The sequence below is a fragment of the Actinoplanes sp. NPDC026619 genome (genome assembly GCF_040638295.1).
Lineage (GTDB): Bacteria > Actinomycetota > Actinomycetes > Mycobacteriales > Micromonosporaceae > Actinoplanes.
The window spans coordinates 455,939-479,542 of sequence record NZ_JBEZYA010000003.1; the positions used below are offsets into that span (position 1 = coordinate 455,939).

The following is a 23,604-nucleotide window of genomic DNA, read 5'->3' on the forward strand; positions in this document are numbered from 1 at the left end:
GCAGACGAGCGAAGACGGGGGCGGGACCGGTACGTCATCGACCGGTAAGAATGCTTGCGGAATTCTTACGGCGGGCTCAGACCCGGAATCGGCCGACCATGGTTTGCAGTTCGCCGGACATGCGCGCGAGTTCCTCGGCGGCACGCTGGGTGTCGGCGACGCTTTCGGTGGTGAGCCGGGTGGTGGTGGCGAGGGTATCGATGCCGGTGGCGACCTGGCCGACGCCCGCCGCCGCCTCGGAGACACCGCGGTTCATCTCGCCGGTGGTGGCAGTCTGTTCCTCCACGGCCGCGGCGATCGTGGTCTGGTAGTCGCTGATCTTCGCGATCACCTCGCCGATCTCGCCGATGGCCGTGATGGCGGTGCCGGTGTCGGCCTGGATGGCGGAGACCCGGGTGCTGATGTCCTCGGTCGCCCGGGCGGTCTCCTGGGCGAGGTCCTTGACCTCCGAGGCGACCACGGCGAACCCTTTGCCCATCTCGCCGGCCCGGGCGGCCTCGATGGTGGCGTTGAGGGCAAGCAGGTTGGTCTGCTCCGCGATCGCGGTGATCAGCTTGATGACGTTGCCGATCTCCGCCGACGAATCGCCGAGCTGGGAGACGGTCCGGTTGGTGGTGCCGGCCATCTGCACGGCCTGACCGGCGACCTCGGCGGCCTGGTTGGCGTTCTGGGCGATCTCCCGGATCGAAGCGCCCATCTGTTCGGAGCCGGCCGACACCGCATCGACGTTACGGCGGATCTCCTCCGCCGTCACGGCGACAGCGGCCGCCTGGACGCTGGCCTCTTCGGCGTTGCCGGCGATCTGGGTGCTGGAGGCGGAGAGCTCCTCCGCTGCGGCGGCCAGTGAGTGTGAGGCGGTGCCGAGGGCCTGGACGGTGCCGCGCATGCCGTCGGTGGCCCGGTTCAGCGATCCGGCCATGGTGCCGACCTCGTCGCGGGACCGCACGATGACGGCGCCGGTCAGGTCACCGTCGGCAACCCGGGCCAGGGTCGCGTTGACCTCGCCCAGCGGACGGGTGATGCGCCGGACGGTGATCCAGCCGAGCAGGGCGGCGAGCAGCATCCCTACGGTCAGGCTGCCCAGCATCTGCAGCCGGTTGGCGTGGTAGGTGTTCGTGGTGTCCGTCGCGGCCTGGCCGGCGCTGGTGGCCTCAAAGGCGCTGAGCGCGTCGAAGGCGTTGTTGACCTGGTCCACCAGTGGGGCGGCCGCGCTGCCGTAGACCTTGGCGTAGGCGCGCTGTTCTTGGCCGCCGCCGGGATGAGCTGCTCGTCGCGGACCTTGTTGAAGGCCGTCAATCCGTCCTGCAGCTGGGAGGCGGGTTCTGCCTGCGCCGCGTCGAGGCCGAGATCCTCATAGGCCTTGACGCCGGTGACGACCAGGTCGGCTGCGGCGAGAGCCGCCTGGCGGGACTGTTCGACGCCGGTTTCGGAACTGGCGATGTTCATCATCGCCAGCCCGAAGATCTCGTCGTCGAACGAGCCCTGGGCGCTGGCCAACGCGGCCGTCGGTTGCAGATTTTCCTGGTAGATGTCAGTGGCGTTGCCGTTGACCGTGCTCAGTCCGAACATCCCGATGACGGAGGCGATCAGGCCGGCGAGCAGGGCGACCGCCAAGGCCGTGCTGATCTTGGCGCCGACGGGCAGGTTACCGAACCATCGGCCCGCCGGATTGCCGCCGAGCGCCGACGACGGCGACCGCGTTGACAGTTCTTCCACCCCGTCTGCACTTCCTTCGGTGAGACGCGCTTCTGCTTCGGCCCTGAGGAGCCTCAACCACTATCGGGCACCCGGCTGGGGCCGGGTGCCGTTTTTCGGATACGGCGGTCTCACCTGGTGGATCTTCACGTACTCGATCAGGCTGGTCGCCGCGTCCGCGGTTCCCTTGCCGCCGATCGACCGGTACGACGGCGAGTCGCGGACGCCAGCACCGTCCCGGCGGGCACTGGCACCCGCCGGCCGACTGTCCACACCGAAGGTTCCGGCCCATCGGCTGTTCACCTCGTCCCCCGAGCACGAATGGGTGATATCGAGGGCATCATTCCCGGTCTACCTTTACAGTTGCTTGTTTCCGCTCCGACCGAATGCGTGGAGTCCGCACACATGCCGATCGTCTTCATACACGGCGTAGCCAATCGCCGGGACCACGCATATTTGCGGGACGAAAACATTCGAAATGCTCTGTTTCGGCGATTCCTCGGACCCGTTATCGAAGACCCGCCCGACACGCCGGTCACTAATCCTTACTGGGGCGACAGCGGTGCCGCCTTTCGCTGGAATCACCGGTCGCTGCCCGGTTCCGGCATCGAGCGGTTCGGGCCCGACGACGGCGACGAGTTGCTCATCTCCGCACATCTGGCTGGGGAAACTCCCGACGAGTCGCGGATCCTGGTTGACACCGCAGCGCGTTCCGTCGCCGATGCGGTTGATCTTTTGCTGACCTTCGCGGCCCCGGAGAATGATGATGAAACAGCGGTGGAGGAATTCGCCGACCTCGCTGACCGGGTCACCGCATTGGTTCCCGAACTGACCGGCTCCCGCGGCCTGGAATTGGCGGGCAGCGACGAGGAGGCGCTCGATCATCTGATTTCCCGGATCGGCGATACGCCGTCGCAAGCCGTCGAGTCGTTCGGCGCCACGCAATTATGGGAGCGATTCGGGGAGTCACTCGTCCGGATGCGTTCGGCGGCCGCGCGGATCTCGTCGCGGGGCGCGCTCAGCGTGGCACGGGCGCCGATGCACAGCCGGGTCGCGCTTTTCCTCGGCGATGTGCTCGCCTACGTCGCGCAGCGCGGCGACGTCAGCGACCCGGGGCCGATCGTCCGGACAGTCGTGTCCGGCCTCGATGACGCCCGGCACCATGGCGGCAAGCTGGTGGTGGTTGCGCACAGCATGGGCGGGAACATCGTCTACGACGTGCTGTCGCAGTACCGGCCGGACCTGCGCGTCGACGTTCTGGTGACGGTCGGCTCCCAGGTCGGCCTGTTCGCCGAGCTGGGTCTGCTGCGCGCCGACGTGGCCGCCGGCCGGGCGCCGGACGCTCCGGTGGACCGCCTGCCCAACGTCGACCGGTGGCTCAACGTGTTCGACCTCAACGATCTGCTGGGCTTCGCCACCGACGGCATCTTCGCGGGCAGCGCCGACCACGCGTACTCGACCGGGCGCGGGCTGGTGGCGGCCCACTCGGCGTACTTCCGGCTGCCCAGCTTCTACCGGCGCCTCGCCGCGCGCCTCGCGGAGTAGCAGTGGCGCTGGTCTTCGAGGTCAAGGACGGCGATCCGGCGGGTCCGGCGCTGCACGCCCTCATCATCGGCGTAGGCGCCTACCCCCACCTGAAGGACGGGTCCGGAACGCCGCTGCCGGATCTCGGGCGCTTCGGCGCGCCGGGGCAGCTGACGTCGCCGCCGAGATCCGCGCTGGCCTGGACCGACGCGCTGATCGCGGCGCGGGACGAGTGGCTGGCGCCGCTCGGCACGGTTGATCTGCTGGTGTCGTCGCCACCGAAACCCGCAGACGACGGTGGCGACGACCACGAGCCGGCCACCCGCGACGCCATCCAATCGGCGTTCGGCCGCTGGTGGAAGCGCTGCGACCGGCATGCCGACAACATCGCCCTGTTCGTGTTTTGTGGACACGGCCTGCAGGCCGAGAGCCAGGTGCTGCTGGCCGCCGACTTCGGCCATGACGAGCACAGCCCCTGGATGAAGGCGTTCGACTTCGACCGGACCCGCCTCGCCTTCATGGCCAATCACGCGCGGACACAGCTCTTCGTGGTCGACGCATGCCGCGAGGTCACGCTGGCCAATCTGGAGACCCCGGTGCCGTACGCGCCGCCGCTGCGCGAGCCGGGGAAGCGCGATCCCCTTCGGTGCGAGTTCGACTTCACGGCCCGGGCCACGAGCCGCAAGCGCAGCGCGTACGGCAAACCGAATGAGCCGTCGTATTTCACCAAGGCGCTGCTCCGGGGCCTGGACGGCGGCGCAGCCTCGCGGATCCGGCGCGAATGGCTGGTCACCACCGGCGATCTGGCCGGTCATCTCGACGCGTTGATGGCCATGGTCGACGCGCCGGTCGGCCAGCAACCCCAGGTCACCACCACCAGATCGGCCAGGATCCGGCGGACTCCCGCGCCGCTCGCCCACCTGCGGGTCGACTGCAAGCCGAGCCGGGCGACCGGCCAGGCGGACTTCTCCTGGCACCACGACAGCCTGCCGGCCCGATCTCGCCCGGTCCGGTCCGGTGAGGCCTGGACAGTGCCGGACATCCCGGTCGGCGCGAGCACCGTCGCCGCTTCCTTCCCGGAGCTGGACTACCACGACGTAAAGCAGAAATTCATCGTCTTCCCTCCGATCTACGAGGACTACGTCGAGGTCAGCGCTCGCACGCAGGTGCACGAGATCGAGCGGCCATGAGCGAGCTGCGCGTTCGATTCCAGCGCTCCCGGCCCGCTGATACCGCCGGTGTGCCGGTCGTCGTGGAGGTGTTCGACACCGAGCTCGATACGGTCGGCCGGCCGCGGGCCATGTACATGGGCGACGAGCTCCCGCTGCCGGTGCCGCCGGGCATCTACGCCGTGCAGGCGCGGCTGCCGTCCGGCGTCGCACTGCATCGCACCTTCCAGGTCGGCGACGAGCCGGTCACCGACGCGGCGCTGGACCTGCGCCCGGCCACGATCGGTGGCCCGTCCGAACGGGCGGTCGCGCTGATCGAGCCCACCCGCAACATCGCCCGATCGGATCTTTCCACCGAGGAACTGGCCGGTGGTTTCCTGCGGCTCTGGCAGGAGACCCCGGACGGCGAATGGCGCATCAGCCCGTTCGCGCCGGTCGAGCGCTGGCACGCCCGGGAAGCCGTCCGCTGGCGTCTGGAACTGGACCAGGATCACCGATTCGCGGTACAGGTCGGCGCGGATACGCTCGCGTCCCGATTCGTGGTCGTGCCCCCGCAGGCCAACCTGGACATCACCGTCTCGGCCCGGGGCGACGAGATCGCGACGGCGGTGACCGGCGTCGAGCTCGCCGACGGCATCATGGCGTGCCTGCGTCGCGGCGCGGTCGAGGACGCGGGTCACATCTGCGACGACCTCGTCGACGCCCGCTCCGCGGAACCGGCCGTGGCGGTCGCGGCCGGCTACTACCTGCTGCGCGTGTACCGGCTCGACGACCTCCGGCCGTGGGTTGCCGACTTCGCCGACGCCAACCCGTGGCTGCCCGACTCCGCGGTCATCGACGGCTGGTTGCAGATCCAGTCGGCTCGGCTCGGGCTCGTGCCGCGGCAGCGCGCGATGCTGTACGCCCGATCACGGTTCTACGACTCGATCATCTGGGGCGTTCCCGTCTACGCCGAAGGCCTGCGGCTCATGGCCGAGGGCCTGCGGATCCTCGAGGCGGAGCTACCAGGGGACGACCTGACCCGGCTGCGCCGGCACGTGACCGCGTTCACCGGGGTCGCGGACGGCGCGGCGCAGACCACGACCTACCTCGGCGGGCATCCCGCCGTCCCGGACCGGGTGCCGTGGCACCGATCGCCGGACGACGGGGCGGGCGTGGCGCTGCTGGTCCCGCCGGCGCCTGCGGACACGGCGCACATTCCTCGCCAGGTGAACCCCGGCGAGCCGCACAATGATCACGACAGGGAGTCGGAATGGTCGCACTGGTCGGGGATGGAAAGCAGTGCCGTGACCACTGAAACGGCAACGCCGCCGGAGTCGGCGGCACCGGCCGCCGAGACGCCGCCGGGTTCCTCCGACCCGGGCCAGGCCGTCGCCCGGTTCCGTGCGGGGCCGGTCGGCCGCGTCCTGCTCTGGTGCGCGGCGAGCGACCGGTCTCTGGTGCCGAACCGGGTGGAGTACTACCGCTACACCGGTATCGGCCTGTCCATCCTGCTCACGGCATCGGTCTCCGGGCTGCTGTTCACCCTCACCGCGATCACCATCTCCGGCTCCTTCTCGATGCCGTTCATCCTGCTGGCTCTGCTGTGGGCGACGCTGATCTTCTTTGTCGACCGGTCCATCCTGGCCGAGCCGAGCTACGGCGATGTGGTTGATCTCGAGTTGGGGTACGCGGCCGCGCCCGGCCGGATGCGCCGTTTCCGGGTCAAGGGCGGCCGCGGGCTCTCGTACCTGCTCCGTTTCGTGATGGCGGTGATCATCTCGGTGCTGATGTCGGAGGCCGCTCTCCTGCTGGTCTTCCAGGCCGAGATCCGCTCGGAGCTCTCGGTGATCCACCAGGAGCGAATCGCCTCCCTCGCCGAGAGCGCCCGGCAGTCCAGCGCCGACCAGATCACCACGCTCACCCGGCAGATCCAGGACAACAATCGCCGTTTGCAGGGGGCGGAGACGGACGTCAAGACGAAGGCCGCGGCATGGCAGGGCGAGGTGTACGGGCAGAGCCCATCGGGGTCGCCCGGCAACGGACCGGTCGCCAAGGAGCTGCAGCGGCAGCTCGATGACGCGCAACAGTTCCGGAACAAGGTCCAGGCCGACGTGCAGAAGGCAAACGACCAGGACCGCCGCGAGATCAATGCGATCAACGAGCGCCTGACCAGCGACGTTCAAGAGCAGTCGAAGGCCATCAACGCCGACAACGGCTGGATCACACGGGAAGCCGGGCTCGACCGGTTCCTCGCGGACAACAGCGACAAGCCGATGATCGCACTCTGGCCGTGGCTGCTGCGCATCCTCTTCCTGACGATCGAGCTCCTGCCGCTCTCGCTGAAACTGTTCGGCCGCCGCACGATCTACGACCGCAACCTCGAGGCGCAGGGGATCATTCTTGCCTCCGAGGCCGAGTGGCAGGCCCGGGCAATCCGGCGGCAGATCGATCGGGACCACGCGCTGGCACCGGGGCGGCGCCCGCCCACGCCGTGATTCACCCTTTGCGGCGCCAGCGCAGCGGGCCTGGGTGGATGCTCCACCACGCTCGCCGCCACCAGGAGCGACGGGCCCGCAGCGCATCGGCGAAGGCGACCGTCTGCCGGGCGGCTCCGTCGGCCTGCGTGGCGTCCGCCGCGCCCGGTGCGAAGCCGACCGCGTTGATGCCGGCGACGAGCTGATCGAGCGGCGGGAGCCGAGCCGCACCGGCGTCCGGCGTGAGCACCGTGCCCGGTGCGGCTCGGCGGAGACGGCCGGGTTTCGGCGGGGCGGGCGTGGTCGCGTACACCGCAGCCTCGGAAGCCGCCAGGTGCCGCGGCAGTGGGTGGCCCGCCAAGCGTAAGGCGTCGCTCAGCTCGGACCAGGCGCCGGTGATCCGGTCGTCCGGAGTGCCGGCGGTCAGCCGGCGGCGGCGCAGGCCGCGCCGCATCGTCAGGACCGTCAGGGCGGCGGCCAGCAAGATGATCAACAGCGAGCCGGACGCGCCGCCGGCCAGCACCACCGCGCCCGGACCCTGGCCCGAGCCGGCCGCGAGCACCGCCGGCGGCGCCGACGACGAGGCCTGCTGACTCGCGGTCGGGGCCTCGGACGGCGGGGACGGCGGTTTCGTGGGCTTCGGGGTGAAATCCTCCTCGACCGGGCGCGGGTTCTTCGACTTCGGCATCGGGTCGAACGGCACCCAGCCGAGACCCTCGAACAGCACCTCCGGCCAGGCGATCGCGTCGCCGCCGGTGACCGCGCCGCCGGCGGCCGGCGCGTCGAAGCCGACCACCACCCGCGACGGCAGGCCGGTGAGCCGGGCGAGCAGCGCGAACGACGCCGCGAACTGCTCCGACGTGCCGACCTGGCCACCCTGGGCACGCGGGCCGAAAAGGAAGAAGGCGAGATTGGGGTACGCGTGGCCGCTCGGCGCGTCGGCGACCTTCTTGTAGTGCTCGGCGATGAACGCCTCGATGGCCGCGGCCCGGTCGTAGGCGGCGCCGTTGCCGTCGGACAGTTGCTCGGCCAGCCGGGTGATCTGCTCGGGAACCCCGTCCCCCACGGTCAGATAACGCGCGACCGCGTCGCCGGCGGGCACGTCGGCCGCAGGCAGCAGGTTGTAGTCCGGCGTCTGCACCTGCGAGTCCACCGCGTACTTCAGGCCCTTGGTGAGCTGGTCGGACCCGATCACCGTGCCGGTGGCCGCGTCGTAGGCGATCCGCGCCCCGGTGACCTGCGTCGGCGTCGGCAGCACCGGCAGCAGTCGCCCGGTGAGTCCGTCGATGGTGATTTCCTGGTGGAGGGCGGTGACGGTCGCTTCCCCGATGGCCGGCTGAGTCGGCAGCACCCGCCCGGCGTTGCGGTAGGTGGCCCCGACCCGCCAGGTGATCCCGTCGTAGTCGGGCAGCACCGCCAGCCGCAGCCGCACCTTCTTGGATTTGCTGCCGGGGGTCGCGCTGACGTCGAGAAGCCGCTGCTTGGGGCTGAGCGACCACCCCGAGATCCGGTTGAGCGGGCTCTCGTCGAGGCTGTCCACCTGCGGCGGCTGCACGTACTGCCGGGGGTCGACCGGCGTCGCCGCCACCTGCCCGCCGATCCACGGCCCGACCGCGGCCGCCAGCACCAGCACCGCCGCCAGCCCGGCCGCCGCCCCCGCCCGCACGGTGGTCCGGGCCGCGGCCGGGACGTCCTGTCCCGGCGGCCGCGCGCTGACCGCGAGCGCGAGGATCGCCAGGCCGGCGAAGCTCAGCGTCGTCCAGCCGGCCGCCGACGCGTTCGGCCCGACCACATACAGCGCCCCCGCGTAGAGCCCCACCGCCGGCAACAGGCCCAGCAGCACCCGCCCGGCGCGCACCGCGATCTCGCCGCCGGCCAGCCCGGCGATCCAGGCCGCGATGACCGGCACGACGACGGTGTCCGGCGCGGGCTCCACCGGGATCATCGCGGTGAGCAGCCGCGGAATGCCGTTCACCAGCGAATCCCGCGCGATCTGGGCGAGCGGATCGCTCAGCTCGGCGCGCCCGGCGCTGATCCACAGAACCAGGATGGTGTACGCCGCCAGCAGCACCGCCGAGAGTGGCGCCACCACCCAGTTGGGCAACCGGCGGGCCGCCACGCCGAGCCCGACCGAGCCGATCGCCGCACCGGCGACGAGCTCGGTGAGCAGCGAATCCGCGAAGATCCCGCCCAGCACCACCCCGGCCAGCACGATCATGCCGGCGAGCGCGACCGCCACGACCAGCCGCCGCACCCTGCGCCCGGCGCCCGGCTTCCGCACCCCGCGCCCGGCACCCGGCGCCCCGCGCCCGGCGGCCGGCTTCCTCACCATCCGCGGACCCCGTCCCAAGCGGCGGCGAATTCCTGGCCGTCGGCGGCCTCGATGACGATCAGGCCGTCCGCGGCCGAGACCGGGGCCGCGTCGCGGTCGCCGAACAGGCCGGCCATGACCACCGGATAGGGGCCGCGCAGCGCGCTCACCGCGCCCAGGTCGTCGCGGCCGCCCGGGCCGGTCAGGAAGACCAGGGTGTCGCCGAGCCGGCCCGCCCGCATCCGGCGCAGCGTCGCGTCCAGGTCGCCGGGGCGCAGGGCCGCCTCGGTCAGCACGTCCAGGTAGGGGCCGGCCGGCACGGCGGTGACCAGGTGCAGGCTGACCGGGACGTCCTCGCGAATGGCCGCGGCCACGATCGACGCCGCCGCCTCGCACGCCGACTCGAACGACTCGGCGACCCCGTCCCGGCCCTGCGGGTGGGCCGCCACGCGGTCGTCGAGCAGCACCACGATGGTCGGTTCCGAGGTGTCCAACTGTTCCCGCACCATCAGCTCGCCGACCTTGGCCGAGCTGCGCCAGTGCACCCGCCGCAGTTCGTCGCCGACCACGTATTCGCGCAGCGAGTCGAAGGTGATCGAGCCCTGCGGCACCTTGTCGATCCGGCCGTCGAGGCTGCGCGCCATGCCCGCCGGGACGGCCCGCAGCAGGTGGATGCGCGGGTGCACCCAGACCGAGGCGGTCCCGCCGTAGGTGCGGGCCAGCGTGATCAACCCCAGCGGATCACCGCGGGTCACCCGCAGCGGCCCGATCGGCACCACGCCGCGGCGGCTGGTCGGCACCGGATAGTCGACCGTGGTGTCGTTGCCCGGCCGCAGCCGCAGCAGCGGAACCGGCACCGACTGACCGCCGCACCGGTCGGTGGCGACGAGGTTGGCAGCCCGCAGCCGGCTGGTGTTGCGCACGGTGAGCGTCATCCGGGCCGGTTCGCCGCGGGCCACCCGGTCCGGGTCGGCGGCCCGCTCGACGCCGAGGCGGGGCCGCCAGAACGCGAATACCAGCCCGCAGACGACCGCGACCAGCGCGACCGCCCCGAGCAGGGCGAGATCCGGGTAGCCGTACCGGAATCCGCCGGCCAGCAGCGCCGCCGCCCCACCCGCCAGCCCGACCCCCCGACCGGTAACGCCCCCGTTTCCCCGCCCGCCGATGCCGAGCCGGCCGAGCAGGCGCCGGCCGGAGCCGGCGCTCCCGATGCCAACCCGGCCCGCCGGGCCGTCGCGGCCAGTAGAACCGTCGCGGCCGGTAGAACCGTCGCGGCCAGTAGGACCGTCGCGGACGATGGGACCGTCGCGGACGATGGGACCGTCGCCGGCCGGCGGAGCGCTGCCGGCCGGCGACGGCGTCTGGGCGTGCGCCCCCGTGCCATCCCCTACGCGAAACGTCTGTGCAGTTCCCCCCGAGCGCGGCGGCGTAACGTCACCCACCTCGCGCGGCGGCGGCGCGCCCACCGGCGGCGGCGTGCCGTCCGCTCCCCCGGTCACGCCCCGGCCGCTACGCGGTTGCCGTCGGGCAGCGGGACCTGGACCGAGCGGATCGCGTCGTCGAGCACCTCGGCCGCGGTCACGCCGCGCAGCTGCGCGTCGGCGGACAGCAGCACCCGGTGGGCGAACACCGGGCCGATCAGCTCCTTGAAGTCTTCGGGCAGCACGTAACCACGGCTGTTGATCAGGGCGAACGCGCAGGCCGCCCGGGTCAGGGCGATCACGCCACGGGGGCTGACCCCGACGCGCACCTGCGGGTGGTTGCGGGTGGCGGCGGCCAGGCGCACGGCGTACCCGTAAAGGGGGTCGGCGACATGCACCCGCGTCGCCATCTTCACCATCTCGCCGATGGTGTTGGTGTCGGTGACCGGCTCGAGGTTGTCGGGTGAGCGCAGCGCCGCGCCGCGCAGCACCTCGATCTCGACCTCCTCGCTGGGGTAGCCGACCGAGAGCTTCACCAGGAAGCGGTCGAGCTGGGCCTCGGGCAGCCGGTAGGTGCCGTCCATCTCGACCGGGTTCTGGGTGGCCACCACCAGGAACGGCTGCGGCACCGGGTGCGGCACGCCGTCGACCGTGACCCGGCGCTCCTCCATCACCTCGAGCAGCGCCGACTGGGTCTTCGGCGACGCCCGGTTGATCTCGTCGGCGATCACGATGTTGGCGAACACCGGCCCGGGGTGGAACTCGAAGCCGCGGCTGGCCTGGTTGAAGATGGTCACGCCGGACACGTCGGAGGGCAGCAGGTCGGGCGTGAACTGGATGCGCCGCCACTGGCCGTGGATCGACGCGGCCAGCGCACGGGCGAGCGTGGTCTTGCCCACGCCGGGCACGTCCTCGAGGAGGACGTGCCCGGCCGCGAACAGCGCGGTGAGCGCGAGCCGCACCACGTCGGCCTTGCCCAGCACGACCGAGCCGATCCGGTCGGCGAGCTGGGCGGCCACCTGGGCGAAGCCCTGGATGTGCTGCGGCGGCAGCGGTTCGTTGTACGACAAAACTCGTCCTCAGCAGGTGGGCAGGTCGGCCAGGTCGTCCCCGCCCTCGAGGTTGAGCCACGCCCACGGGATGTAGTTCTTACCGGAGTAGTTGACCTGGACCCACCAGGTGCTCTCCTTGTTGCTGTTGTAGATGTAGGCGTACACACTCTTGCCGGACTTCTTGCAGTACGCCTGGAGCCGCGTGCCCGGCTTGGCCCAGCCGACCTGCTTGTCGTCGTCCTGCGCGGTGCCGCTGAAGATCTCGTTGCCGTTGCGCCCGTCGACGTCCTTGTTGCAATACGTCGCGGTGTCGCCGTTCTCCCCGTTGTTGCAGGTGGCGATGCCGTACCGGTAATCGGTCGTCTTGGCGCTCTTGGCCGTGACCGAGCCGGCCGCGTTCTTCGCGGTGACCGTGAACGTGTAGGCCGTGCCGCCGGTCAGCTTGTCCACCGACAGGCTCGTGCAACTGCCCGACGCCGACCCGCCGCCACCGGTGGAGGCGACCGAGCAGGTGGCCTTGCCGCCGCCCTGGTCGACGGTGAACGACACCTTCGCCGTGTTGACGGTCGGGTCCACCCCGGTGATCGTGATCTTCGGCGCCGACACGGTCTTGGCGGTTGCGGTGCCCGGCTCGCTCTCGCCGGCCTCGTTGACCGCCCGCACCTCGACCGACAGCGTCTCGCCGGCCCCGAACCCGGTCAGCGTCACCGCGGTGCCGCCGGTGACCTCGGTCGACTTGGCGCCCGCGGTCACCACGTACTTGCTGATGGCGCGGCCGTTGTCGGCCGGCGCCTGCCAGGCCACGGTGACCGCGCCGGCCGTCTCGGCGACGGTCGCCGCCTCGACGTTATCCGGCTTGCCGGGCTTGTTGTACGGCACGACGCTGCCGCTGACCGGCGACGCCTTCGACCCGGCGCCGCGCTCGTTGACCGCGACGACCGTGAACGCGTACTGCTTGCCGTACTCCAACTGGCCGTCCGGGATCGTCAGCGACGTCTCGGTGGCCTCGCCGATCGGCGCGCTGCCGCCCTCGGAGATCGCGGTCACCGTGTACCGGGTGATCGCCAGGCCCTGCCCGTTGGCGGCCGGCCACGACACCACCACGGTGCCGTCCGGTTTCGCCTCGGCGGTCGCCGCGGTCGGCGCGTCCGGCACCTCGGAGGTCGGCTTGACGCTGTTGCTCGTCCGCGTCGGGCCGTCGCCCTTGGCGTTCACCGCGTGGACTGCGAACTGGTAGGTCTCGCCGTTGGTCAGCGCGGTGACGGTCAGCGACCGCTGATCCGCGCCCACCTGGAACGTCTTGCCGGCGCCCTCCACCACGTACCGCGTGATCGGGGCGTTGTTCGCCTCGGCCGCCTGCCAGGTGACCCGGGCCTCGGCGTTGCCGGCCGCGGCCCGCACGTTGCGCGGCGCGCCCGGTTTCGCGGCGACCGGCTTCTTCGGCTTCGGCGGAGGCGGCGGGTTGTCCTCCTTGGGCGGCGTCGGCGGCGGATCGCCACCGAGCACGTCGTCCGCGTACTTGTCGACGCTGCGCACCGCGTGGTTGTTGTCGACGACGCGGGCGGTGGAGGAGCCCGGCGCGTTGATGAACAGGTAGCCCTCGCGCACGTCGAGCTCGAGCGCGCCGCCCGGCTTCTGGAACGTGATGTCCTTCTGCGCCTGGCCGCCCGAGTCGAACACGTGCACCTTGCCGGTGTCCGAGTCGGCCACGTAGAAGTAACCCTCCCAGGCCACCGCCGGCTGCAGATCGCCGTCGCCCGGAACCGCGAAGTCGGTGCGCGCGCCCTGCTCGCCGACCACGTAGACATGCCGCTCGTCGGCGACGGTCACCGGCACCGACTTGCCGTCGGTGTGCTCCGCCAGCGAGCCGGGCCCGGTCAGCGGAAGAGTCTGGGTGACCGCCTTGGCCGTACCGCGGATGGTCGAGAGCGCGTTCGTGGTGCGGTCGAGCACGGCCACGCCGTCGTCCAGCGTGGAGATGGCCAGGTCATGGCTGGCGGCGGCGACGGCCTCGGTGCGGACGATCCGCGGGCCCTCGCCGTTGGAGTCACCCGGCGCGCCGGACGGGAGCGCGGCCGGCGCGATCGCCGTCACGGTCCCCTCGCTGGGCGCCGCGATCCACAGGTTGCCCTTGTCGTCGAAGTCGCCACCGGTGATGCCCGGCGGGAAACGCAACGGCTGCCCGATCGGCCCCAGCGTGCGCGGGTCGAGCTGCTGCACCTGGCCCTGCACCGTGTCGACGACGAACGCCGAGTCGTCGTCCAGCGCCACCCGCACCCCGAGGCCCGGGCTGGACGAGTCGTTCCAGAACTCCTGCAGAGTGGTCAGGTCCATCGAGCCGAGCGCGCCCGTGTTGACATCCCGCAACAGCACGAACCGGTCGGTCTGGCTCACCTCGAGCGCGTGGCCGCGAGCGTTGGGCACGTCGACCCGGGTGTCCACCTTGGCGGTCACCCCGTTGATCCGGGCAACCTCGCCTTTGGACTTCGACCACACCCACGAAGCCGCATCGAAACTGGCCACCGCCTGATCGGCGGCGCCCAGCCCGAGCACGGTCAGGCCGAGCCCACCGACGAGCGTAAGGACGGTCCCCATCGTGACGAGGTAGCCGCGACTACGCCACCGACGCCGTTGCGCGGTCACCCGCACACCCTCTGTCATGGCGCTATCTGCGCTGGTCACTACCGCAATCCTCCCCCTTTGACGGACCCCCTCCGCAAGGACGTGGGCCATCATAGGGGGAGGAAGATACGCGCCGATACCCGGAAGTCACGGTTGTGGATAAGTCCGGTCGCCGAGTGTGATCATTTCCGAGCGGTGCATGCCTGCTGAGACGTCGCGAACTTGTTGTTCCGGTAGACCGCGACAACCGCGAAGCAATAATCCAGTTTCGGGTTGAGCGCACTCACCTCGTAGGACGTCTGGCCAGGTCCGAGCGTGGTGACCGGCTTGAGCTGCTCCCCCGGATGCCCCATCGCGACGAGGAACGACACGGACCCTTGCGCCGGGTCCTGCCACGTCACGGTGATGCGCGAACCTCGGTCCTTGATCTGCACCCCGGTCGGCGGCGAACCACCCAGAGTTGGCACATCGGACTTGTCACCGTCGTCACCCGACCGGTTCGCCAGAACGAAAACCAGCGCGGCCACCGCGATAACAGCGGCCAGGACGGCGGCAATCGCGGCGAAGATGCCCATGCCGCGCTTCGGGGGCGCCGCCTCGATGACGTACGGCGGGGGGATGCCCTGTCCCCAGCCCGGATGAGCCGAGTCCGGGTAGATGATGGCCGGCTCCACCTCGAAGCGCTGTTGAGGCACCGGCATCTGCTGACTCGGGAACTGCGGGGCCGGCCAGTAGGAGGGTTCCACCTGCTGGTCTGGGTTCTGCGGACCCGAGTTCGGCGGCGCGGAGTTCGGGGGCGCGGGGTATTGCGGTCCTGGACTTTGCGGCGCGAAGTACTGCGGGGCCGAGTCCTGTGGCGCTGGGTCTTGTGGAGCCAGGTCCTGCGGCGCGAACTGCTCCGGAAGTGGGGTCGGAGTTTGCGGCTCCGGGCGGCGCCTGATGGCCGGGTGGATGGCGGTCGGCTCTTCGATCGGGCTGGTCGGGCGCGGGGCAACCGGTGGGGCCGGGTCGCTGGGGCCGTTCCAGAGCTGCTGGTTCTCCGGGGCCGGCGGCTGGACCGTGCGGTGGTCGTCCGGCGCGGCCTGGTTGATCACCGGGAACGTGGTGGTCGGATCGTTAGGGCGGTGGACGGCCGGGTTCGGGTCGGCGTTGGGGTGCAGCGGGGTGGTCGGCTCGTCCGCCGGGGCCGGTTCGGGCTCGGCCACCGACGACGTGAAGCGCGGCTGCCAGGTGGGCGTGCTGGGCATGGAGGGCAGGGGCGGCGCCGACTGCGGTTGGGTCGCGGCTCCATGGCGTACATCTGAATTCTGGGCTTGATCTTGCCCGAGATAAGCCCGCGCCCGCGCGACCGCCGGATGCCCCGCGCCCAGCGTGGCGGGCCCCAGCTCAGCGACCCGGCTGAAGGCTTTGCGCGCTTCGTGGCGATTGCCGAGTTCCTCCGCAACCACCCCGATGTCATGGGAAATCTCCAACATGATGTCGTTGGCGTCCCCGAGCCGCCGAAGCCCAGCCGCGTAGGCCTCCTCGAGCACCCGCCGGGCGGCGGCCGGATCATCCGCTTTCTGCAGAACCACACCGAGTTGGTAGGCAGTGCGCAGAACGTCAGGATCGTCCTCGGAAAGGTTGGCTTTCCCGAGCTCGAGGGCGCGCTCCAGAATGGCCCGGGCGGCGGCAAGATCGCCCGCCGCGGCGAGTGCTTGCGCACGCTCCCGCGCCGGAGTGAGCGGAGACGGCTGCGACACGCGAGCAATGCTGCCCGGTGTGCCCGATCCACGCCAGGTCGGGGGCCATTGGGCGGTTGTATGCCCCAGTTTGCCCCGACCCCCACCCTCCCTGCGAGGAGCCAAAGGGGCCGTGTACAGTTCTCTCCTGTGCGGCTCGCCGGACTGGCAATTCTCGGTGCAAAATCGGGCGTCAGGGACGGTATGGTTGCAATGCAGGTCCGGGTGGCGGAATGGCAGACGCGCTAGCTTGAGGTGCTAGTGCCCTTTATCGGGCGTGGGGGTTCAAGTCCCCCTCCGGACACAAAAATCAGGCACATCTGCTTTGCCCAGGTGGCGGGTGGTCAGAGGGATCTGATCACCCGCTTTTTGCATCCGTGACGCTCTCCGAGCCCCCTCCTACGCGGGCCGGGAGGCGATCATGAGCCTCGTCGGCCCAATCACCCCGGTGATCCCATCGTCGCCCAAACGGGTTCAGCAGACCGCGAGCCGCCAGCACAGGAGGAAGCGTGCGCGCCAGGTTGATGGACCGCACGGACGGCGACGAGATCGACGCCGTCCTGACCCACCCAGCGCACCAGCAGACCCTGAACACCCTGATCGGCCTGATCCGCGACCTGCGCGCCTGCCGTACCCCGCACGACCAGTACGCCTTCCAAAAGCAGCTCCGCGAGCGCGTCCTCGAGCTGGAAAAGCGCCGCGGTGCAATCAGCCAGCAGGTCAGGCGTCTGCACCGGCACGGGAAGATCAGCGCCGACGCCCCCGAACTCGGCACCGACCGCGACCGCAACGCCGAAGCCTCCTGGGTATTCGAGGCCGACGTCTACGAGCGGGTCTGGCGCCAGCTCAAGACCGTCGCCGACGCTCTCGCCTGGAAGGTGTTCGGCTACGACCGCGCCATCATCATCGCGCTGTCCCGTGCCAAGGCGCCCGGAATGATGTCCGGCAAGACCGGCCTGGCAAAAGAGCTGGAGACCATCGAGACGGCCTGGCGCGAGGAACAGAAGTTTGTCCTGCATCACGACATGACCAATGTTATCCGGGTCGGTGACCTGACCATCTTCGACCACGACGGCTACGCCTTGCTCCGCGAGGAGAAGACCAACGAGAAGCGCCGGGTACCGGCACAAGACCAGCTGCTTGCCGCCACGTCCCACGTGCTAGCCGACCAGACCGGTGCCCTGCCCAGCGGCCACTTCCCGATACGCACCACCATCAACCACCGCACCGACCTGCCCGGCCTGCGTCAACTACTCGACCTGGCCCACACCCGCACCGGGATCCAAGGCGCGCGGATCTCGACCGGCCGGGCGGTCGTTGCCGTCAGCCAGTTCACCGCAGCCAACCACTTCACCACCGCCGATCAGTTCTCCGCCCAGGTCGGGGCGGAACTCGCCCGGGTCCGCCGCCGCATCGGCGCCGACAATCCCGGACACACGCTCACGTTGCCGAGCATCGACCGAGCCGGCCACGACCTCGTCTGCCCGCCCTGGGCGATCTACCCGATCAGCCCCGAGACTGCCGCGAGCCTCATCGCCGACGGCATGTTCTTTCTCGTCTGCATGAACCCGGACACCATCATTGGCGCGCTGGCCAAAACCGGCGTCCAAGCCCGCTGGCTCCAACAGCTAGACGGCACCGAAGACGTCGCCCAGCCGCTGCTCGGCGTCTCGACCCGCATCGGCAACCGGCTCGTCTCCACGTCATTGAACTTCGAGGCGATCCGGAGCTTAATGCTCGAGCTGATCGACCTACGGACCTGGAGCCAGCAAGTCGCCGCGACGCTGAGAACTGTGCTGGAACCGGGAATGCAACCCTGGCCCTGCTTCGCCCACGAATCAAAAACCTGGGCATAACGGGACTCGAGCTTGATCACCCAAAGCGTGTGGCGCACCTTCTCGCCGCCAGGTCGCCACGCCGGACGGGCACCATCGCGAACATGGTTGACGGCCTGCACCGTCACCCATCAGCCCGCTCAACCCTTCTTGTACGCCTCGACGATGTGCTCCGGGACGCGTCCTCGGCCAGAGATCGGGTGGCCGTTCTTGTTCGTCCACTCGCGGATCGCCTGATTCTCCTCCCGCGTCGAGCGCGCCTTCGCCGCCACGGACGAACGCCGCCCGATCCCACCGCTGGGGCTGCGGCCCACTCGGGCACCTGCGTTCAGGTACGGATCGAGCGCCTTCCGCAGCTTACCGGCGTTCTTCGCCGACAAGTCGATCATGTAGTTCACCCCGTCCAACCCGAACCCCTCGACACGGAGGCCTTGCAGAGCCTGCTGTGGCGCCGGCGGCCGGAGGCCGCGGCGTTACTTGCGGCAGCGGAGTCGGATCGTGAGTTTGCCGCGGTTGTGCTGGCCGAGGTCGAGTGCGCGTTCGTGGCCGGCCAAGCCCAGCCGGTGATTGCCCAGAACGCCGTCCGAGTGAATGCACTCGGACGGCGTTCTCCGATTCCTACCCGAGCGATATAGTGGTAAGCAGAATTCGTGGGGTATTGGTTTGTGTCGATCTCCGGACACAAAAATCCAGCGCACACGCTGTATCCAGGTGGCGGGTGGTCAGAGGCATCTGATCACCCGCTTTTTGCATCCGTAACGCTTCCCGAGCCCCTGCCTGCGCGGCCCGGGGGGGTGTCCCTATGGTTTTTGTCAAGCAGCGAGGGCGAGCTTTTCTACGGGTTTGTGCTGGTAAGGCGTGCGGGTTCGGAGCATGGCGTGCAGGACGTCGACGCGGCGGCGGGCGAGACAGATGAGGGCGGCGTTGTGTTTCTTGCCCTCGGCTCGTTTCCGGTCGTAGTAAGCCCGGCTGGCCGGGTCGGACAGGGCCGCGAACGCGGACAGGAAGAACGCGCGTTTGAGCTGCTTGTTGCCACCCTTGGGTGGGTGCTCGCCGCGGATGCTGGTGCCCGAGCGTCGTGTGACCGGGGCAAGTCCGGCGTAGGCGGCCAGGTGGCCGGAGCTCGGGAACGAGGCGACGTCGCCGACTTCGAGCAGGATCCGGGCTGCGGTCCTGACCCCGACACCAGGCATCGAGATCAGGACCGGGGAAAGAGGGTGAGCATCAAGCATCTCCTCGACCTGGACAGCGACCTGGTCACGCTGTTTCAGCAATTCACGCAGGCTTTCGGCCAGTCTGGGGAGGATGGTCTCGGCCGCGGTGGTGCCGGGAACGACCACCGTCTGGGCGTCCAGGGCGGTGAAGATCTGCTCGACGAGGCGGGCGCCCATGCGTGGTGCACGCGGTTCGACGATCTCGGCGAGTTTCGCCCGGCCGGCCTTGCGTAGCCCGGCCGGGCCGCCGCATCGCGACAACAGTTCCAGCACCGCCGGGTGCTGGGCTTTCGGGCCCAGGACCCGTTCCAGGGGCGGGTGGATCTGGGTGAGCAGGCCGCGGATCCGGTTGCTGATGCGGGTCACCTCGCCGGCGAGGTCGTCGTCGTAGCCGACCAGCATCTCCAGCTCGGCGAGGGCGTCGTCGCCCGCGTCGACGCGGCGCAGCGTGTGCGGCAAAGTGCGGGCGGCGTCCGCGATCACCCAGGCGTCTCGGGCGTCAGTCTTCGCCGTGCCGGGATGCAGGTCAGCGAGCCGGCGCATGACCAGGCCCGGCAGGTAGGCGATCTGATGCCCGCCCGCCCGGGCGACCGCAACAGGCAGGGCGCCGATCGAGGCGGGCTGGTCGACCACCGCCAGGATCCGGCCGTGCCGGCCGAGTTTGTCGAACAGTTTCCGCAGCCCAGCCTCGGTATTCGGCAACGCCGCGTCATGCAGCCGCTTGCCCGCCGGATCCAGTGCGACCGCGTGATGGTCGGTCTTGCCGACGTCCAGGCCCAGGAACACGCCGTACTCGTTGTGCACGCTTTCGTCTCCCACGATGTCCATCATGGGCTCGGCCGCTGGTCAGAGCGTCGGACTGCCGGCAGCCACGTTACGGAGAGACCTACCCGAGGGTGGCCGGGTCCCTATCAGCGGTCCGCCGACGCCACCCGGCCCGGCGACAACACCCCCCGGATCATGCATACGACAGGGGCAGTAAGTCATACCGGACCGAGCGACCGAGCAGTCCCCGGCTGGGGACGATCAAAAAGGTAACGGGGCGATCATGAGCCTCATCGGCCCGATCACCCCGGTGATCCCATCGTCGCCCAAACGGGTGCAGCAGATCGCGAGCCGCCAGACCAAACCGCCACTGAGACTCGACGGTGGCTGCTTTGCTGTCCACGGACAAAACCACACCGTTACCGCAGCTCAGAACGATCCCCTGCTGGAGTACTAGCACGCCGGTTACCCGTACGGACGGATCAAGTCGAAACGCTCTCTTAACCCAGGGCCGAGACTGTCGACGATGCCGTGGCCTGGCTCCCCGGGGAAGGGAAGAGAGTCGAGGAACGAGGTTACTATTACCCGATTCAGCTCAGAAACATTCTATTCAAATCCCTCCTCCAAGAAATGAAGCGCGGCGCTCCACTTTGAAGGCTCGGGATCGTTACGCAAAAACGAAGCTACGACCTCTTGCGTGATATCCCAGAAGATTACATGGGGAAGCACTTCGTCATTTTCTCCGACATGAATCTCGTAGATCTCCTCGAAGCCCGGTATTTTCGTGACCAAATCGAGAACGAGCTGCACATCGGGGGTCATCTCTAGCATCCAGGAAGGTAGTCGGAAAGATTGTTGGTGTAGGTGCCCACTCGTTGGTGGTGTCGTCCCAGAACGCGGACCGCTACGGCGGTGCCGCCGGTGGTGTAGGTCCGGACGCCGCCGATGGCGACCGCGGGCGACACCGCGGTGTTGATGACGATCTCGGTGTCCCCGGCGAACAGCGTGGTCCTGCCGGGGTCGCGGCGAATCAGCTGGTTGCCGTCGGCGTCGTACAGATACTTCGTCGTCTGGCCGGCCGAGGTGACCGATGCCAGGTGCCCCTCGTCGTCCCAGTCCAGTGTCTGGGCTGGACCGGTCGTCGGGGTCCGGGTCGCCAGATAGCCGCTGGAGTCGTATATGAAGGTGGTGGGGTTGGTGCCGCCGACGGTCGCGGTGAGGGTGTGCGGCTGGGCGCCACCCTTACCGTAATTGCTGGTGCATCCGTTGGTGTAGGCGGTGGTGACGTCCGTCCCGGCCTTCACGTCGTCGATGGGCTTCGTGATTGCCTTTGAACGCCAGCGATCATGTATCCACAGATGCCTACATTAGCTTATGCCTATGATCGTTTACGTCATGCGTGACATCAACTCAGACGCACGCCCATGACCCACAGGACTTCGACGGAGCCGCGACGGGGCGGCACGCCGCCCTCCGCCACAGACAGCTATCATCATTCACGAGAGGCCGTGTTGCTTCTCTAAATGCTCGCATATTGCATCTAGCTCCGCTTCGCCAAGTTCCGGAACAACCCAGTCACGCGAAGCCATATGAGCTACGAATTCATCAGGAAGAGCGACGTGATAGGCCCTCAAGTAATACGATAGATCACTCGACCATACCCATTTACCGTCCGTCAGAGTGGAGTACTGACAAATCATCTTCGCCTGCGGATCGAGCAGATCATCCACCCAACCAGGTGAGACCAATACGGTCATTCCCTGCTCTAGATAACGTACCGCCATGGGTTCCCACGGATATTGCGCTGATCCCACAACAGCCAAGAGGTCTTCTGCGGATTTATAGAAGCCCACCTGCTTTAGCTGGACGCTACCGGTCACCTGCCACCTCCGGGTCGAAAGATCTGCCATCCTCCGCCAGTATAGGGCGGCCCCAACCTAGCCCCATCGGCACCGATACCCAGGCGACCATTACGCCAGACATATAGGTAGCCGGTGGGAGCCATAACATCCACACCCATTTTATTCGCCAAGTCTTGCGCGAATGTCCCCGACGAGGATCCCGTATTGCACGAGCAGAGCCTGAGTGGGCCGCCAGGATAATTCGAGTCATTCCTAATCATTCTCGCCAGAACCCGATGATTAGTCAGGCCAGCGCCGCCCTCAGCCGCATTGAACGAAGGGGCAACACCATTCGCCGACCCATGGATCCATACGTCATGGAATCCTGATTCCGTACTTGCCTTCGGCACAAGCGAATTAAGCTGGTCACCGTCATCAAAAAAGTTGGATGAGCCGCAGTTGTCGAAGCTGCATTTCTCGGTGACCCTGGCGGCATCGGCGGTACTGGTCTCCGATACGGCTGCAGCCCTCGCATCGGTCTTGGCTGCACCGCCGGATACCTTTGCGGCGGCGCTGCCTTCGCCGCCGAGTTCGGCGGTGGCGATGGAGGCGGCGATGAAGAACACGATGTGGCCGGCGCACTCAGCGGTCACGCCGTCGGCGCAGCCGAAGTCCTGTTTAAGGCCGTCACAGGTGATTGTGCCGACGCATTTTGCCAGGTCAACCGCTAGCTTCGCGGTCCCTGCGATCATATCCCGGCAGGTATGGCCAGAACCGGCGACGCACTTGAGCGGGTTCGCCACCGTATTTACTGCATCGGTCAAGATGGTCTCGGAGAACCTCCAGATGGCGTCCCGGTTCTGCTTGCCTTTCTTGCGACCTGCTTCACTCACAGCGATGTCGGCCATCGATATGTCGAGGCGATGCCCGAACTGGTCGTCGAGTTCGGGGTCGTTGGGTTTCAGCCCAGTCGGATCGGCCGATGATATGGGGTTGTCGCCGGCGTAGGTGTAGCCGCCCAATTGGTTGACGTCGGCGGTGTCCAGGAGCGGGTCGGCGCTGATGAAACGACCAAGCGTCGGATCGTACTTGCGCGCGCCCAAGTCGTTGTAGCCGGTCGCGGCATCCGTGGAGCTGCCCAGGTAGCCGTGGGTCATGTCCGGCCACGCCGTGGTGTTGGCGCTGCTGCGGTCCTCGCCGTACGGCTTGTACTGCTTGCGGGACAACGCCTGGGTGGCCACGTCCATCGCGAGGGTGGAGGTGCCGTGCGGGTCGGTGAACAGGTAGTTGGTGCCGGCGCTCTCCGGCAGCGTCGAGCGGACCGCTACGGCGGCTCCGCCGGTGGTGTAGGTCCGGACGCCGCCGATGGCGACCGCGGGCGACACCGCGGTGTTGATGACGATCTCGGTGTCCCCGGCGAACAGCGTGGTCCTGCCGGGGTCGCGGCGAATCAGCTGGTTGCCGTCGGCGTCGTACAGATACTTCGTCGTCTGGCCGGCCGAGGTGACCGATGCCAGGTGCCCCTCGTCGTCCCAGTCCAGTGTCTGGGCTGGACCGGTCGTCGGGGTCCGGGTCGCCAGGTAGCCGCTGGAGTCGTATATGAAGGTGGTGGGGTTGGTGCCGCCGACGGTCGCGGTGAGGGTGTGCGGCTGGGCGCCACCCTTACCGCAGTTGCTGGTGCATCCGTTGGTGTAGGTGGTGGTGACGTCGGTGCCGCCGTTGGTGGAGTGATCGACCAGTGCGGTGCGGTCGCCGACGGTGTCGTAGGCGTACGTCTGCCAATACGAGCCGGCGGTGTTCGACACGCTGCCGGTGGCGCAGTCGTCACCGTTGATCGTCTTCGCTTCGACCAGCCGGGCGAGAGCGTTGTAGTTGAAGCACTGGGGACTGCCCCGGGTTTGGTTGACTCGCGGGGTTGAGTGGTTCAGGCCGCGGTGGCGTGCCTGTTGATTGTCTCAAATTCGATCGGGGTGAGCCG

Annotated in this window: 18 protein-coding genes and 1 tRNA gene; 6 read left to right on the forward strand and 13 right to left on the reverse strand. The window is 68.9% G+C overall.

The window, feature by feature from the left end:
• Positions 1–76: 76 nt before the first annotated feature.
• Positions 77–1,087 carry a methyl-accepting chemotaxis protein gene (locus AB0E90_RS10430; protein WP_360402463.1) on the reverse strand — a complete coding sequence of 337 codons (1,011 nt, stop codon included), beginning with the start codon at positions 1,085–1,087 and terminating at the stop codon, positions 77–79.
• Positions 1,072–1,773 (reverse strand): MCP four helix bundle domain-containing protein, encoded by a 702-nt coding sequence (locus AB0E90_RS10435; protein ID WP_360402415.1) that lies wholly within the window; start codon positions 1,771–1,773, stop codon positions 1,072–1,074. Before AB0E90_RS10435 ends, AB0E90_RS10430 begins: the two co-directional genes overlap by 16 nt.
• A 243-nt stretch (positions 1,774–2,016) precedes the next feature.
• Here AB0E90_RS10435 and AB0E90_RS10440 point away from each other — a divergent pair, with 243 nt between their 5' ends.
• The 3 genes from AB0E90_RS10440 to AB0E90_RS10450 are packed head-to-tail and all read left to right on the forward strand — an operon-like array spanning position 2,017 to position 6,865.
• Positions 2,017–3,240 carry a hypothetical protein gene (locus tag AB0E90_RS10440; protein WP_360402417.1) on the forward strand — a complete coding sequence of 408 codons (1,224 nt, stop codon included), beginning with the start codon at positions 2,017–2,019 and terminating at the stop codon, positions 3,238–3,240.
• A gap of 2 nt (positions 3,241–3,242) precedes the next feature.
• On the forward strand, positions 3,243–4,409 hold the full coding sequence (locus AB0E90_RS10445; protein ID WP_360402419.1) for a caspase family protein: 1,167 nt from the start codon (positions 3,243–3,245) through the stop codon (positions 4,407–4,409).
• Positions 4,406–6,865 (forward strand): DUF4407 domain-containing protein, encoded by a 2,460-nt coding sequence (locus AB0E90_RS10450; protein WP_360402421.1) that lies wholly within the window; start codon positions 4,406–4,408, stop codon positions 6,863–6,865. Before AB0E90_RS10445 ends, AB0E90_RS10450 begins: the two co-directional genes overlap by 4 nt.
• Position 6,866: 1 nt before the next feature.
• Here the strand turns inward: AB0E90_RS10450 and AB0E90_RS10455 are convergent, their stop codons facing one another.
• From AB0E90_RS10455 to AB0E90_RS10475, 5 genes are all read right to left on the reverse strand, one after another.
• Positions 6,867–9,194, reverse strand: coding sequence for a DUF3488 and transglutaminase-like domain-containing protein (locus tag AB0E90_RS10455; protein ID WP_360402423.1), 2,328 nt, complete (start codon positions 9,192–9,194; stop codon positions 6,867–6,869).
• A complete protein-coding gene (locus tag AB0E90_RS10460; RefSeq protein ID WP_360402465.1) occupies positions 9,170–10,321 on the reverse strand; it encodes a DUF58 domain-containing protein in 1,152 nt (383 codons plus the stop codon). Before AB0E90_RS10460 ends, AB0E90_RS10455 begins: the two co-directional genes overlap by 25 nt.
• Before the next feature lie 329 nt (positions 10,322–10,650).
• Positions 10,651–11,646: a MoxR family ATPase gene (locus tag AB0E90_RS10465; protein WP_360402425.1), complete on the reverse strand. Its 996-nt coding sequence runs from the start codon at positions 11,644–11,646 to the stop codon at positions 10,651–10,653.
• A gap of 9 nt (positions 11,647–11,655) precedes the next feature.
• Positions 11,656–14,223: a fibronectin type III domain-containing protein gene (locus AB0E90_RS10470; protein ID WP_360402427.1), complete on the reverse strand. Its 2,568-nt coding sequence runs from the start codon at positions 14,221–14,223 to the stop codon at positions 11,656–11,658.
• 209 nt (positions 14,224–14,432) lie between these two features.
• Positions 14,433–15,992, reverse strand: coding sequence for a tetratricopeptide repeat protein (locus AB0E90_RS10475; RefSeq protein ID WP_360402429.1), 1,560 nt, complete (start codon positions 15,990–15,992; stop codon positions 14,433–14,435).
• A 198-nt stretch (positions 15,993–16,190) separates the two neighbouring features.
• On the opposite strand from AB0E90_RS10475, the gene AB0E90_RS10480 reads away from it, so the two are divergent.
• Positions 16,191–16,275, forward strand: a tRNA-Leu gene (locus AB0E90_RS10480).
• Positions 16,276–16,480: 205 nt separating this feature from the next.
• Positions 16,481–17,827 (forward strand): hypothetical protein, encoded by a 1,347-nt coding sequence (locus AB0E90_RS10485; protein WP_360402431.1) that lies wholly within the window; start codon positions 16,481–16,483, stop codon positions 17,825–17,827.
• 119 nt (positions 17,828–17,946) lie between these two features.
• Here the strand turns inward: AB0E90_RS10485 and AB0E90_RS10490 are convergent, their stop codons facing one another.
• Both AB0E90_RS10490 and AB0E90_RS10495 read right to left on the reverse strand, forming a co-directional pair.
• Positions 17,947–18,213, reverse strand: coding sequence for an Lsr2 family protein (locus tag AB0E90_RS10490; RefSeq protein WP_360402433.1), 267 nt, complete (start codon positions 18,211–18,213; stop codon positions 17,947–17,949).
• A 405-nt stretch (positions 18,214–18,618) separates the two neighbouring features.
• A complete protein-coding gene (locus AB0E90_RS10495; protein ID WP_360402467.1) occupies positions 18,619–19,824 on the reverse strand; it encodes an IS110 family transposase in 1,206 nt (401 codons plus the stop codon).
• 244 nt (positions 19,825–20,068) lie between these two features.
• Here AB0E90_RS10495 and AB0E90_RS10500 point away from each other — a divergent pair, with 244 nt between their 5' ends.
• Entirely contained in the window at positions 20,069–20,242 is a 174-nt protein-coding gene (locus AB0E90_RS10500; RefSeq protein WP_360402435.1) for a hypothetical protein, read from the forward strand.
• 149 nt (positions 20,243–20,391) lie between these two features.
• Here the strand turns inward: AB0E90_RS10500 and AB0E90_RS10505 are convergent, their stop codons facing one another.
• The 4 genes from AB0E90_RS10505 to AB0E90_RS10520 all read right to left on the reverse strand — a co-directional run bounded on the left by AB0E90_RS10505 (position 20,392) and on the right by AB0E90_RS10520 (position 23,431).
• The gene (locus tag AB0E90_RS10505; RefSeq protein WP_360402437.1) at positions 20,392–20,607 is read right to left on the reverse strand and encodes a hypothetical protein; all 216 of its coding nucleotides are present in this window, start codon (positions 20,605–20,607) and stop codon (positions 20,392–20,394) included.
• Positions 20,608–20,609: 2 nt separating this feature from the next.
• Complete coding sequence (locus AB0E90_RS10510; RefSeq protein ID WP_360402439.1) at positions 20,610–21,089, reverse strand: hypothetical protein; 480 nt, start codon at positions 21,087–21,089, stop codon at positions 20,610–20,612.
• A 192-nt stretch (positions 21,090–21,281) separates the two neighbouring features.
• Complete coding sequence (locus AB0E90_RS10515; RefSeq protein WP_360402441.1) at positions 21,282–21,665, reverse strand: hypothetical protein; 384 nt, start codon at positions 21,663–21,665, stop codon at positions 21,282–21,284.
• The gene (locus tag AB0E90_RS10520; protein ID WP_360402443.1) at positions 21,662–23,431 is read right to left on the reverse strand and encodes an RHS repeat-associated core domain-containing protein; all 1,770 of its coding nucleotides are present in this window, start codon (positions 23,429–23,431) and stop codon (positions 21,662–21,664) included. The genes AB0E90_RS10515 and AB0E90_RS10520 overlap by 4 nt, the downstream gene beginning before the upstream one ends.
• Between the last annotated feature and the right edge of the window lie 173 nt (positions 23,432–23,604).

Bases quoted from the DNA above. Each gene is read 5' to 3' on its own strand.
- AB0E90_RS10470 (WP_360402427.1), bottom strand. From the start codon at position 14,223: ATGGGGACCGTCCTTACGCTCGTCGGTGGGCTCGGCCTGACCGTGCTC.
- AB0E90_RS10505 (WP_360402437.1), bottom strand. From the start codon at position 20,607: ATGACCCCCGATGTGCAGCTCGTTCTCGATTTGGTCACGAAAATACCG.
- AB0E90_RS10450 (WP_360402421.1), top strand. From the start codon at position 4,406: ATGAGCGAGCTGCGCGTTCGATTCCAGCGCTCCCGGCCCGCTGATACC.
- AB0E90_RS10430 (WP_360402463.1), bottom strand. From the start codon at position 1,087: ATGCTGGGCAGCCTGACCGTAGGGATGCTGCTCGCCGCCCTGCTCGGC.
- AB0E90_RS10440 (WP_360402417.1), top strand. From the start codon at position 2,017: ATGGGTGATATCGAGGGCATCATTCCCGGTCTACCTTTACAGTTGCTT.
- AB0E90_RS10500 (WP_360402435.1), top strand. From the start codon at position 20,069: ATGAGCCTCATCGGCCCGATCACCCCGGTGATCCCATCGTCGCCCAAA.